This is a genomic window from Micromonospora sp. NPDC049114 (genome assembly GCF_040648635.1).
Classification (GTDB): Bacteria; Actinomycetota; Actinomycetes; order Mycobacteriales; family Micromonosporaceae; genus Micromonospora.
In genome coordinates this window covers 41,215-53,527 of the sequence record NZ_JBEZEA010000016.1, presented here as the reverse complement: position 1 = coordinate 53,527, position 12,313 = coordinate 41,215, and the positions used below count along the sequence as shown (strand labels likewise).

11 protein-coding genes and 2 pseudogenes are annotated in these 12,313 nt (G+C 72.7%); all 13 read right to left on the bottom strand.

Annotation, left to right across the window (positions count from 1 at the left end; genetic code table 11):
• Window positions 1–119: 119 nt before the first annotated feature.
• On the bottom strand, window positions 120–1,619 hold the full coding sequence (locus tag AB0B39_RS29590) for a potassium/proton antiporter (RefSeq protein ID WP_357575942.1): 1,500 nt from the start codon (window positions 1,617–1,619) through the stop codon (window positions 120–122).
• Window positions 1,620–1,641: 22 nt separating this feature from the next.
• On the bottom strand, window positions 1,642–1,953 hold the full coding sequence (locus AB0B39_RS29585) for a DUF167 domain-containing protein (protein WP_357575941.1): 312 nt from the start codon (window positions 1,951–1,953) through the stop codon (window positions 1,642–1,644).
• Window positions 1,954–1,973: 20 nt separating this feature from the next.
• A pseudogene (locus AB0B39_RS29580) lies at window positions 1,974–2,192 on the bottom strand (hypothetical protein); the annotation flags it as partial.
• A 228-nt stretch (window positions 2,193–2,420) separates the two neighbouring features.
• Window positions 2,421–2,777, bottom strand: a pseudogene (locus AB0B39_RS29575) (hypothetical protein); the annotation flags it as partial.
• A gap of 80 nt (window positions 2,778–2,857) precedes the next feature.
• A complete protein-coding gene (locus tag AB0B39_RS29570) occupies window positions 2,858–3,664 on the bottom strand; it encodes a DivIVA domain-containing protein (RefSeq protein ID WP_007463015.1) in 807 nt (268 codons plus the stop codon).
• A 44-nt stretch (window positions 3,665–3,708) separates the two neighbouring features.
• The gene (locus AB0B39_RS29565; protein WP_088949372.1) at window positions 3,709–4,014 is read right to left on the bottom strand and encodes a YggT family protein; all 306 of its coding nucleotides are present in this window, start codon (window positions 4,012–4,014) and stop codon (window positions 3,709–3,711) included.
• A gap of 30 nt (window positions 4,015–4,044) precedes the next feature.
• Window positions 4,045–4,740 (bottom strand): cell division protein SepF, encoded by a 696-nt coding sequence (gene sepF, locus AB0B39_RS29560; RefSeq protein WP_357498831.1) that lies wholly within the window; start codon window positions 4,738–4,740, stop codon window positions 4,045–4,047.
• A 189-nt stretch (window positions 4,741–4,929) separates the two neighbouring features.
• On the bottom strand, window positions 4,930–5,673 hold the full coding sequence (locus tag AB0B39_RS29555; protein WP_357575940.1) for a YggS family pyridoxal phosphate-dependent enzyme: 744 nt from the start codon (window positions 5,671–5,673) through the stop codon (window positions 4,930–4,932).
• 9 nt (window positions 5,674–5,682) lie between these two features.
• Window positions 5,683–6,798: a cell division protein FtsZ gene (gene ftsZ / locus AB0B39_RS29550; protein ID WP_234588050.1), complete on the bottom strand. Its 1,116-nt coding sequence runs from the start codon at window positions 6,796–6,798 to the stop codon at window positions 5,683–5,685.
• A gap of 246 nt (window positions 6,799–7,044) precedes the next feature.
• Window positions 7,045–7,863 (bottom strand): FtsQ-type POTRA domain-containing protein, encoded by an 819-nt coding sequence (locus AB0B39_RS29545; RefSeq protein ID WP_357498835.1) that lies wholly within the window; start codon window positions 7,861–7,863, stop codon window positions 7,045–7,047.
• On the bottom strand, window positions 7,860–9,425 hold the full coding sequence (murC, locus tag AB0B39_RS29540; RefSeq protein WP_234591418.1) for a UDP-N-acetylmuramate--L-alanine ligase: 1,566 nt from the start codon (window positions 9,423–9,425) through the stop codon (window positions 7,860–7,862). The genes AB0B39_RS29545 and murC overlap by 4 nt, the downstream gene beginning before the upstream one ends.
• Window positions 9,422–10,528 carry an undecaprenyldiphospho-muramoylpentapeptide beta-N-acetylglucosaminyltransferase gene (gene murG, locus AB0B39_RS29535; protein WP_234591417.1) on the bottom strand — a complete coding sequence of 369 codons (1,107 nt, stop codon included), beginning with the start codon at window positions 10,526–10,528 and terminating at the stop codon, window positions 9,422–9,424. The genes murC and murG overlap by 4 nt, the downstream gene beginning before the upstream one ends.
• On the bottom strand, window positions 10,528–11,991 hold the full coding sequence (locus AB0B39_RS29530; RefSeq protein ID WP_234591419.1) for a putative peptidoglycan glycosyltransferase FtsW: 1,464 nt from the start codon (window positions 11,989–11,991) through the stop codon (window positions 10,528–10,530). Before AB0B39_RS29530 ends, murG begins: the two co-directional genes overlap by 1 nt.
• Window positions 11,992–12,313 lie beyond the last annotated feature (322 nt).

Genomic DNA, 12,313 nt, shown 5'->3' with positions numbered 1-12,313 from the left:
GCGCACTCCGGAGGTTGGCAAGAATACGGAACGTACAGGCGTCCGACAACGTGGCGCACCGTCGCACCGCTCAACAGCCCCGAGCCCTGCCTAACTGGGGCAAAGGGAACGCTAGCAGATCAACCGACCGCCTCATCCCCGTACTCGCCAAACCATCGGGCCAGCCGACCCCGTCGGCTGACGGCCCGCAGCCGCCGTTCGGCGGCGTCGCGCACCCCACCGGTGGCGACGATCAGCAGGCTGTCGCCGGTTTTCAGCCGGGTGTCCGGGCCAGGCACGAAGCCCACCCCGTCACGCAGCACCAGAGTCACCGAGGCGCCCACCGGCAACCGCAGCTCGTCGACGTGCACGCCGGCCAGCCGCGAGCCCGGAGGCACCTCCAGTTGGAGCAGATCGGCCCGCATCCGCTCCAGTGGCGCGGTCTCCACGTGGATCTCGGTGGCCTCGGCCGGCGCGGTGGTCCCCAGCCGGCGGGCGAACGGACCGAGCGTGCTGGTCTGCACCAGCGTGAAGATCACCACCAGCACGAAGACCGCGTCGAAGAGGCGCTCCGCGCCCGGCACCCGCTCCGAGAGAGGAATGGTGGCCAACACGATCGGCACCGCCCCGCGCAGCCCGGCCCAGGACAGGAACGCCTGCTCCCGCAGGCCGACCCGGAACGGCACCGCCGAGACGGCCACCGACAGCGGCCGGGCCAGCAGCACCAGCGCCAGACCGGCCACCACCGCCGGCAGCACCGCCGCATCCAACCGGCCCGGCGAGACCAGCAACCCGAGCAGCACGAACAGCCCGATCTGGGCGACCCACGCCAGCCCGTCGGCGAAGCCCAGGATCGCCTGCCGGTGCGACAGCCGGGCGTTGCCCAGCAGCACCCCGGCCACGTAGACGGCGAGGAAGCCCGAGGCGTGCAGAACGGCGCCTGCGGCGTACGCCAGGACGGTGATCCCCACCGCCGCGATCGGGTACAGCCCCGCGGACGGCAGCGCGGCCCGACGCAGCGCCCACGTGCCGGCGACGCCCGCACCCACCCCCACCGCCGCGCCGACGCCCAGCTCGTAGCAGACCAGACCGACCTCGTACCACCACGGATGCGACCAGCCCGAGTGCGACAGCAGCACCACCAGCAGCACCACCGGGGCGTCGTTCATGCCCGACTCGGCCTCCAGTGTGGCCACCAGCCGCGGCGGCAGCCGCAGCCGCCGCAGGGTGGCGAACACCGCCGCCGCGTCGGTGGAGGAGAGCACCGCGCCGTAGAGCAACGCCAGCCGCCAGTCCAGACCCAGCAACAGGTGTACGGCGACGCCGACCACCACGATGCTGACGATCACGCCGACCGTGGAGAGCGCGGAGGCCAACCCGAGGACCGGACGCAGGGCGCTCCACCGGGCGGTCAGGCCACCCTCGGCGATGATCACGATGAGCGCGCAGAAGCCGAGGGTCCGGGTCAGATCGACGTCGTCAAAGCGGATACCCAACCCGCCCTCGCCGATGGCCACGCCGAGCGCCAGGTAGAACAGCAGGCTGGGCACCCCGAGGCGGCTGGAGAGCCGGACGGCGCCGACCGCCACCAACAGCACGGCCGCGCCGAGCAGCAGCGCGATGTCCAGCCCGGGCGTCACGGTTGCCGAGCCCGGGCGGTCCTCACCCTGCGGATCCGTCGCGCAGTCGGTGCAGCACGTCGGTCAGCTCGGGGCCGGGCCGGTCGACGAGGAACAGCTTGTCCCGGCTGGTCGCGCCGGTGCGCAGCGACACCGTGGCCGCCCGGACGCCCAACGCGTCGGCGAGGGCCCGGCGGGCAGCCTCGGTCGCCCGACCGTCCACCGCCGGAGCGTGGACCGCGATCACCAGGGCGGGGCCGTACGCGCCGTCGAAGCGGCCGCCGACCGCGTCGCGGGAGGCGCCAGGCTTCACCCGTACCGCCACGGTGAGCGCGTCCTGCGGGGGCACCGACACCGCTCTCAGATCGGCCGGACGTCGGTGAGCAGGGCGGTGGCCGGCGCGCACGCCGCGCACGGCGTGAAGCCGAGCTCGACGGCCTCGGCGACCGGGAGGGACTCGGGCACCCGCCCGGCCAGGCGCGGGCACCCGGCCAGGTGGTAGCGGGGTCGCCCGTCGACAACCACGACGGGGTCGGGCAGCCGGGAGACCCGGGCCGCCTCGGCAGGGGTGATCGGCTGCTCGGCCGGCTCGTCGGCCAGCGCGTCGACCGACGTCGTGCCGGAGGGGTACGCCTCGTCGCCGCGCGCCACGAAGGGCGATGCCGGGCTGACGGGCGAGGAGCGTGACGCGTCGGCCGGGGTCACGAACGACGCCTCGGGCTCGAACGGCGAGGCCGCGTCGAAGGGCGGGGCCGCGTCATACGGCGAGGCCGCGTCGAAGGGCGGGGCCCCGTCATACGGTGACGCCGCGTCGAAGGGCGGGACCGCCTCGGGGTCGGACGGCGGCTCGGGTGGTTGCCGCCACCCGGTGCCGCCGTTGCCGACCGTCGGAGGTACATGCTGGACCGGCACATCCGGCTCGGCCAGCGGCGGACCGTACGCGACACCCGGCTCGGCCTGGCTGGCCCTGCGGAATGTCGCGCGGTCCCGCGGACCGGCCCGACCGGGATCCGCCGTCGCGCGGTTGGCGGCTGCCTGGCGGGCGCCCACCACCAACGCGACGGCGGCCAGCAGACTGGCCGCGATGGAAATGGTCAACAGAACGCTGGAGCCACCGGCCAGACCGAACACCAGCAGCACCACAGCGACGAGGATGAGCAGAAGACTCGCGACTATCACGGCTCACCCCCGCCGCGTCGTACCGTCCAGGCAGGGCCGGCGACCGTCACCATCTGCGGACAGCGATCGCCGGCCGGTGCTCAGCGTCCGGCTTCGAGGGCGCCGGAGCGCCCGCCGCCGTACGAACCGGCGAGGCCTGCCGCGGCCAGCCCGTTGCCGCCGGCGACCCGGCCTGCCTCGGAGCGGGTCATCTCGGCTTCGAGGCCCTGGCCGCGACCGTCGAGGTCCCGCAGCTGGCTCTCCAGGTAGGCCTTGAGCCGGGTGCGGTACTCGCGCTCGAACTGCTTGAGCTCCTCGATGTGCTTCTGCAGGGCCGTGCGCTTGGCGTCCAGGCCGCCCATGGCCTCCTGGTGCCGCTGGCGGGCGTCCCGCTCCAGGGCGTCGGCCTTCGCGCGAGCCTCGCGGGTCACCTCCTCGGCCTTGCTCCGAGCCTCGGACAGGAGCTGGTCGGCCTCGCGGCGCGCGTCCGACACGTGGTCGTCGGCGGTGCGCTGGGCCATCATCAGCACGCGCAGGGCCTGCTGCTCACCGTCACCGGTGACGCCGCCGGCCGGGCCGCCGGTCGCGCGGACCTGCTCCAGCTCGGCCTGCATGGCGCGGGCGGCCTGCTCGGCAGCGGACTTGTCGCGCTGCACCCGGTCCAGCTGGGCCTTGACGTCGTTGAGCTCCGCCGCCAGTCGGGCGTCGCCGCCGGGGCCGGCGGGGGCGCCGCCACGACCGCCGCGCTCCACCTGGGCGCGCAGCTCGTTGTTCTCCTCGATGAGACGGGCGAGCTCGCGCTCGACCTCATCCAGGAAGGCGTCGACCTCCTCCTCGTCATACCCCCGCTTGCCGATCGGCGGTTTCTTGAAGGCGACGTTGTGGACGTCGGCCGGGGTCAGCGGCATCGAAACTCCTCGGGTCAGTTGCGGCCGCGAAAGCGCGTCGGTCATCAGGCAGATGCCCTGATCGACGGCCCTAACACGAACTCCATCAGCACGAACAGGATAACCAGGAGCACAAGGGAGGCCAGGTCGATGCTCACGGTACCAATTCGCAGCGGAGGGATCACACGCCTCAACGCGTTGAGAGGGGGATCAGTGACGCTCCACACGGATTCCAGTCCTGCCGATGCGCCGCGTCCCGGCTGCCACCGCCGGCCGTACTGAAGGACGGCGCTCAACACGAACCGGGACAGAAGAAGAAGCAGGAAGACATAAAGGACCAGGTACAGCACTTGCAGTAAGATCGACAACACGGTCAGCGACGTCCCTCGGGTCGGGCGGGGTCAACTCAGGCTGAAAAAACCGCCCTCAGCGATCTTGGCCTTGTCCTCCGCGGTGACCTGGACATTGGCCGGTGAGAGCAGGAACACCCGATTGGTCACGCGCTCGATCGTACCGCGCAGCCCGAACGCCAGACCGGCCGCGAAGTCAACCAGACGGCGGGCGTCCGCCTCATCCATCTCGGTGAGATTGATGATCACTGGTACGCCGTCGCGGAAGTGCTCACCGATGGTGCGCGCCTCGCGGTACGTGGTCGGGTGCAGCGTGGTGATCTGATACCGCTGCTCCTCCTCGGGCACGGCCACGCGCTCCCGCGTCACGGCCTGCGGCGCGAGGGCCAGATTGTCGCGCGTGTGGTACGTCAACGCGCCCGACGTCTCACCGGCCGAGGACCGCGTGATCGACCGTACGCTGGACCGCTCGGCCCGCTCCGGACGCTCACCGTCACCGCGGTCGGACTCGCCGCCGCGCCCAGTGGACCGCTCGGAGAGCCGACCCCGCTCGCTGGCGCGCGGCCGGGGAGCCGGTGGCTCCTCGGCGTCGTCGTCGTCCTCGTCGGCGAACTCCTCGGCGTACCGGCTCTGCCGGTAACGCGACTCGCGGTAGCCACCCTTGTCGTAGCCACCGTCGTCGTAGGCCCGCTCGTCGTCTTCCTCGACGAGACCGAGCCAGACCCCCGCCTTGCGCAGTGCACCCATCCCGCGCCCTTCCGTCCGCCGTGCGGCACTCGCCCCCGTGCCATGTCGCCCGTCGCGAGTGGACAACCATGCCCATCGGACCGGAACGGCAATCCCCCTGGCGCGCGATTCGCGTCGCGCGTCACGACCCCCACAAGGATCCGCCGCCCTGAAACAACACTGATGTAATTTGCCTGTCTCGCGGTCAGGCTACCGCAGCGTGGGACGCATTCCGAGCAACGCGCTACCGACGCGGACATGTGTCGCGCCGTATCGGATCGCGATTTCCAGGTCGCCGCTCATTCCCGCCGACAACGCTGTCGCTCCCGGATGGAGCGTCCGAAACGCCTCGGCCACCTCGGCCAGTCGGGCGAAGGCCCGCTCCGGTGGCCAACCCAGCGGCGCCACCGCCATCAGACCGGCCAACCGCAGCGCGGGGGCGTCGGCCACCGCCGCGGCGACCGCCTCCAGCCCCACGCCCTCGTCGGCCGAGTCGGGCAACGCGCCGCCGCGCGCCGGGTCGCCGTCGATGCTCACCTGCACCAGGGCGTCCAGCGGCCGTTCCCGCTCCGCCGCCGCGTTACCCAGCGCGCGGGCCAACCGCACGCTGTCCACCGAGTGCACCACGTCGGCGTAGCGCACGACCGAGCGGGCCTTGTTGCGCTGCAACTGCCCGATGAAGTGCCAGCGGGGACGTACGCCGGCCGCAGCCACCTCGGCGGCCTTGCCGGCCGCCTCCTGGTCGCGGTTCTCCCCCATGTCGGTCACCCCGAGGCCGGCCAACGCCAGCACGTCACCGGCCGGGTACGTCTTGGTCACGGCGATCATCGTGACGTCGGCGGGGTCCCGGCCCGCGTCCGCGCAGGCGTCGGCGATCCGGGCCCGCACCTGGACCAGGCCCGCCGCGAGTTCGGCGCGGCGGTCCGGTCGTACCGTGGCTGAACTGTCGGTCATCGGCGGCGCTCAGGAACCGTTCTTGAGAAAGTCGGGCACGTCCACGTCGTCGAAGAGCACCCGGCGCGGCGACTGGGCCGGAGCCGGCAGGGTGGCCGGCGGCGGCACCGGGGTGCTCTGCGGCGCCGGCTGGTTGGTGTTGGTCTTGCGGGTCGGCTCGGCCGCCTTGTACGCCGGCGTGCCACCGTCGAAGCCCGCGGCGATGACCGTCACCCGCACCTCGTCACCGAGCGCGTCGTCGATCACCGCGCCGAAGATGATGTTGGCGTCCGGGTGGGCCGCGTCGGTGACCAGCTGGGCCGCGTCGTTGATCTCGAACAGGCCCAGGTCGGAGCCACCGGCGATGGAGAGCAGCACGCCGCGCGCGCCGTCCATGCTCTGCTCCAGCAGCGGGCTGGAGATGGCCGCCTCGGCCGCCTCGACCGCGCGGTTCTCCCCGCGGGCGCTGCCGATGCCCATCAACGCGCTGCCGGCGCCGCTCATCACGCTCTTGACGTCGGCGAAGTCCAGGTTGATCAGACCCGGGGTGGTGATCAGGTCGGTGATGCCCTGCACACCGGAGAGCAGCACCTGGTCGGCCGTGCGGAAGGCGTCCATCATGCTGATGTTGCGGTCACCCAGGGCCAGCAGCCGGTCGTTCGGGATGACGATCAGCGTGTCGCACTGGTTGCGCAGCTCGTCTATCCCCGTCTCGGCCTGCACCTGACGGCGCTTGCCCTCGAAGGAGAACGGGCGGGTCACCACGCCGATGGTCAGCGCGCCGAGCTTGCGGGCGATGTTGGCCACCACGGGCGCCCCACCGGTGCCGGTGCCGCCACCCTCGCCGCAGGTCACGAAGACCATGTCGGCGCCCTTGAGCACCTCCTCGATCTCGTCGCGGTGGTCCTCGGCGGCGTTCTTGCCGACGTCCGGGTTGGCCCCGGCGCCCAGGCCACGGGTCAGCTCCCGGCCGACGTCGAGCTTGACGTCGGCGTCACTCATCAGCAGCGCCTGGGCATCGGTGTTGATCGCGATGAACTCGACGCCCTTGAGCCCAACCTCGATCATCCGGTTGACGGCGTTGACGCCGCCGCCCCCGATGCCGACGACCTTGATGACCGCCAGGTAGTTGTGCGGAGGTGTCATCTCCGGTCCTTTCCTTCGAGATTGGCTTCGGCCGACCGGGTACGGCGTGGCCAGACCAGCGGCCGACGACAGCTGTCACCAGCGAGAGTCAGGGCTGAACCCTCACCCTCTACTAGAGGCTTACAGTTATGTCAACCACTGAACCTCTTCGGGGCAACGTAAGCGCCACCACGCGATGAGCCAAGGACCCGACCGGCGTGTCGCCGCCGGAGCGCGACTCGTCACGTGCGGAGCACGCTCACCCGGTCAGCGGAAGGTCACCACGTCCGGCGCGCTCACGTCGATGCGGTCGCTGTCCTCGTCGAGCAGCGCCGTGGCCACCCGCGCCTTGTCCGTACCCCGCGTGGCGTCGCCCCAGACCACCGTGCGGTCCCCGCGCAGCAGCAGGCTGATCCGGGCCAGACCCTCCACCCTCAGGTCCACCAGCTCGGCCCGCAGCTGCGGGGTCAGCGCCCCGAGCACCTCCAGCGCGGCCCGGGTGTCCGGGTCGTCGGCGGCGGGCCTGCTCACCCGCACCAGCGGCAGCCCGGCGGGGCGGCGGGCCACCGTCTGGAACGCCACGCCGCTGCGGTCGACAAGCGCGAACGCGTCCGCCTGCGGCACCACCGCCACCGCCGTCCGCTCCGTCACCCGGACCACCAGCGTTCCCGGCCAGTCCCGCGACACCGTGGCCCGCTCGACCGGCGCCAACGCACCGACCCGACGCGCGGCGGCCGCCAGATCCACCCGGGCCAGCGGCACCCCGTCGGGCACCCCCACCGCGTCGCGCACCTGCACGTCCGTGACCAGCTTGGCGCCCTCCACCGTCACCGTGCGGACCCCGAACAGCCCGGTGCCGAGGACCGTCCAGGCGACCAGAGCGAGCAGGGCCAGCACCCCGGCGGCCACCGCCCACGGCAATGCCGCCCGCATCCGACGCTGCCGGGCCCGGGCCATGAAGCGGCGGGTCGACGCCGGCACCGCGTCACTGCCGGCGCGGACCAACTGCCACCGTCGGACCGGACCGCGCCGTGGGGCGCCGCCGTCGGCGCCGCTGGTGCGCCCGCGGGCGGGGCCGGGGCTCATCCGGCCGTGGGGGCCGCGCCGTCCGGTGCGGCGGCGCCACCGAGCGCCGCCCCGTCGCCGCCGGCCGTGGACCCGCCGGGCACCGGCTGACCGATCGCCGGGGTCGTGGCCACCGGGTCGACAGTCGCCCCCGACGCGGAGTCGGCGGTACGCGCGCCCAGGGCGGCCAGCAGCTCGTCACCCATCAGCGAGATCGGCGGGGCGCCCATCGTCACCACCACGTCGCCCGGGCGGGCCCGGCGGACCACCTCGACCGGCGCGGCCTCCCAGGAGTCGACGAACACCTTGCGCTCGGCCGGCAGCGCCACCGCCTCGATCAGCGCCGCCGAGCCCTCACCGGGCTGGCGCAGCTCGCCCGGCCCGAAGACCTCCAGCAGCACCACCTCGTCGGCGATGGCCAGCGCGTCAGCGATCTCCGCCTGGTTGTCGCGGGTGCGGTACAGCCGGTACGGCTGGAAGACGACGATCAACCGCCCGTCGCCGGCCACCTCACGCAGCGTCTGCATCGCCAGCGTCATCGACGTGGGGTGGTAGGCGTACTCGTCGTAGACCAGCACGCCGTCCGCGACGCCCTTGCGCTCGAAGCGCCGCCGCACACCGGGGAAGACCGCCAGCGCGGCCTCCGCCGCCTCCAGCGGCAGCTTGAGCAGGTACGCGGTGAGCACCGCCGAGGCGCTGTTGAGCCCCATGTGCCGCCCCGGCACCGGCAGCCGGAACTCGCCCAGCGACCGCCCGTCGATCGCGGCCAGGTAGCGCACGCCGCGCGCGGAGGAGACGATCTCGGTCAACCGCAGGTCGGCGTCCTCGGCCGCGCCGTAGGTGAACACCCGCCGCCCCTCGGCGCGCAGGGTCGCCGCCAGCCGCCGACCGCCCGGGTCGTCGGCACACGTGATGATGAACCCGTTCGGGTCGGTGAGGCGGGCGAACTCCACGAACGCCGCCTCCAGCGTCTCGTAGTCGCCGTAGGTGTTCAGGTGGTCCGGCTCGACGTTCGTGATGATCGAGACGTACGGGCGGTAGATGAGGAACGAGCGGTCGCTCTCGTCCGCCTCGACCACGAAGTGCTCGCCGGTGCCGTGGTGGGCGCCCGAGCCGACCTCGGAGATCTCCCCGCCGATCACGAAGGACGGGTCCACACCGGCCTGCTGGAGCACCATCGTCACCATCGAGGTGGTGGTGGTCTTGCCGTGCGTGCCGGCGACCGCGATCGCCCGGCGGCCGGTCATCGCCGCCGCGAGGGCCTCCGAGCGGTGCAGCACCCGCAGGCCGCGTCGACGGGCCTCGACCAGCTCCAGGTGGTCCTTCGGAATGGCCGAGGAGTAGACCACGGTGTCCACGCCGTCGAGGTTTGTCGCCTCGTGGCTGAGATAGATGGTGCCGCCGAGCGCCCGCAGACCCGCCAGCGAGGGCCACTCGCGCAGGTCGCTGCCGGAGACCCGGATGCCCCGGGTGAGCAGCAGGCGGGCCACGCCGAGCATGCCCACCCCGCCCACACCGATCAGGTGGACGGCGCCCAGGTCCTCGGCGGTGAGCGTGCCGGCCGGCGTGAACTGCGCGGTCACCGGTTCACCGCCTCGAGGACGAACGAGCGCAGCGCCTCGTCACCGTCGCGCCGCCCGTACGCCGACGCGGCTGCGCCCATCGCGTACAGCCGTTGCGGGTCCCGGATCAGCGGGATGACCGCGCGCTCCAGCCAGTCCGGGGTCAGCTCCGCGTCGTCGACGAGCAGCCCGCCGCCGGCCTCCACCACGGGCAGCGCGTTGCGCTTCTGCTCCTGGTTGCTGTGCGGGTACGGCACGAAGATCGTCGGCAGGCCGATCGCGGCCACCTCGGCGACGGTCATCGCACCGCCCCGGGCCAGCATGAGGTCGGCAGCCGCGTAGCCCAGCTCCATCTCGGACAGGTACGGCAGCGTCACGTACGGCACCGGCAGGTCGGTGGGGATCGGCACCGGCTCGTTGCGGGCGCCCATCACGTGCAGCACCTGCACACCGTTGCGGGCCAGCTCCTTGGCCGCGCCGGAGACCGCCAGGTTGATCGAGCGGGCGCCCGACGAGCCGCCCGCGACGAAGAGCACCGGCAGGTCCGGGCGGAGCCCGAACCGGGCGCGGGCGGCGTTACGCAGCGCGTACCGGTCCAGCGAGGCGATGCTGCGGCGCAGCGGCACCCCGACCACTGTCGCGTCGCGCAGCGACTCGGCCTGGCTCGGCTGGTGCGGGAAGCCGACCGCGATGTTCTTGGTGAACTTCATGCCCAGCCGGTTGGCCACACCCGGCGGCACGTTCACCTCGTGGATCACCATGGGCAGCTCACGACGCCACGCGGCCAGGTAGGCCGGGACCGAGACGTACCCGCCGAAGCCGACGACCGCGTCGGCGCGTACCTCGTCGATCACCTTGCCCGCGGCGCGGGCCGCGGTCCACATCCGGCCCGGGGTACGCACCAGGTTCATGTTCACCGACCGGGGCAGCTGGTACGCCGGGATCTGCCGCAGGTCGTAGCCCTGCGGCGGGATCAGCTCGTTCTCCATGCCCTTGGGTGTGCCGAGGCAGGTGATCCGGACGCCCGGGTCGTGTCGGCGCAGGCAGTCGGCGAAGGCCAGCAGCGGGTAGATGTGTCCCCCGGTGCCACCTCCCGCGAGCACCACCGAACGCAGCGGACCCATCAGCGTCTCCTCTCGCTCGCCGTACCCTGGCGGCTCCGGCCCTGCCGGGCGCCGCGCGGTGCGGCCTGGTCGTCCTGGCGCCGCTCGCGGGACCGGGGCACGGACCCTCGGCCAGCCGGCGGCGACGCCGGTCGGCGACGCCGACCGGGAAGCGGCGGCAACGGGGCCCAGAGTAGTCGGACCCACCGGGCCGGTGGACGGGCATGCAGCGCTCTGGCCGCATCGGGTTCGGCGCGGGCGAAGGACGCCAGCATCCCGATCGCCGCCAACGTCACGACCAGGGCACTTCCGCCGTCGGAGATGAACGGCAGCGGCAGGCCGGTGATCGGCAGCAGCCCCACGACCCCACCGATGTTGATCACCGCCTGGCTCACCAGCCAGGTGGTCACGGCGGCGGCCGCCAGCCGCCGGAACGGGTCGTCGACCCGCCGGGCGATCCGCAGACCGGTGTACGCGAGCACCGCGAACAGCGCCAGCACCACGACGCAGCCGATCACACCCAACTCCTCGGCCACGATCGCGAAGATGAAGTCGTTGTGCGCCTCGGGCAGCCAGTCCCATTTGAGGCTGCTCTTGCCCAGGCCGACGCCGAACCAGCCGCCGTGTTCGATGGCCAACCGACCCTGGTAGAGCTGGAGGCAGCCGTCGAGCTTGCACTCCTGCGGGTCGGGCGGGTTGATGAACGACGTCAGCCGCGCCAGCCGGTAGTTCTCCGCGCCGCGCTCGCCGGAGCCCGCGCCCAGCGACGCCACGGCGATGAGCAGGCCCACGCCGAGCAGGCCGATCACTGTCAACGCGCCGAAGACGCGCGTCTGTACCCCGGCCGCCCAGAGCAGGCCGACCACGAGCGCCAGCAGGCAGAGCATGGTGCCCGTGTCGTTGTAGCCGACCAGGACGAAGAGCAGACCCATGACCGGGAAGAGCGGGGTGGCCAGCTCCCGCCACCAGCCCAGCGCGGCCCCCTTGCGGGCGATGACGTGCGAACCCCACAGCACCAGCGCGAACTTGGCCAGCTCCGACGGCTGCACCTGGATCCCGCCGACGAACAGCCAGTTCAGCCGTGCCTCGACCGGCCCGAACGCGACCGACTTCTGGTTGGTGAGCCGGCCGTAGGCCACCAGCAGGTTGAGCACCAGCAGGAGCGCCACCGACGTGAACAGCAGCGGCCGGCCCAGGGTGCGGTACGTGCTGGCGGGCAGGCGCTGACACGCCCAGAACGCCCCGATGCCGATCACCGCGAAGATCGCCTGCTTGGTCACCGACGCGGACGCGTTGCCGTCCTCGGCGTAGTCCTTCACGCTGGTCGCCGAGAAGACCATCGTCAACCCGATGAGCAGCAGCAGGCCGGCGCTGGACAGCAGCAGGTAGTAGGACGCCAGCGGCCGGTCCAGCAGGCCCCGCAGCGCGGCCAGTCCACCGGCCGCGTCCAGCCCGCGCAGCGACGCAGGCGTCTCCGTTGCCACGTCCCGCCGTGCCGCACGCGGCTCCGCGCCGCGGGTCTCGTCCGACTGCTTGCCGACCTCCGTGCCTCGTCCCGCTTCCACGGTCGACGGCCGGCGCGGCCGGCCGACTGTCCTGTCCTCGGTTTCTCGTTCCTCCCCCACCCGGACATCATCACCGCTCGGCGTGCCCGACAGGTCCACAACGCCGCACCGGGCGTGTCGGGCAGGGCGCGCGGCGGGGGCGCGCGGCGGGGGGCGGCCGTCCCCACCGCGTCCTTTGCTCTGCTTCAACCCAGGAAACAGTTCGGCCACCGGAGTGTCGCCTCCGTTGAAGCAGAGCAAA

Coding starts and splice junctions, on each gene's coding strand:
- sepF (WP_357498831.1), bottom strand. CDS start 4,740: ATGGGTGCACTGCGCAAGGCGGGGGTCTGGCTCGGTCTCGTCGAGGAA.
- AB0B39_RS29555 (WP_357575940.1), bottom strand. CDS start 5,673: ATGACCGACAGTTCAGCCACGGTACGACCGGACCGCCGCGCCGAACTC.
- AB0B39_RS29570 (WP_007463015.1), bottom strand. CDS start 3,664: ATGCCGCTGACCCCGGCCGACGTCCACAACGTCGCCTTCAAGAAACCG.
- murG (WP_234591417.1), bottom strand. CDS start 10,528: ATGGGTCCGCTGCGTTCGGTGGTGCTCGCGGGAGGTGGCACCGGGGGA.
- ftsZ (WP_234588050.1), bottom strand. CDS start 6,798: ATGACACCTCCGCACAACTACCTGGCGGTCATCAAGGTCGTCGGCATC.
- AB0B39_RS29545 (WP_357498835.1), bottom strand. CDS start 7,863: ATGAGCCCCGGCCCCGCCCGCGGGCGCACCAGCGGCGCCGACGGCGGC.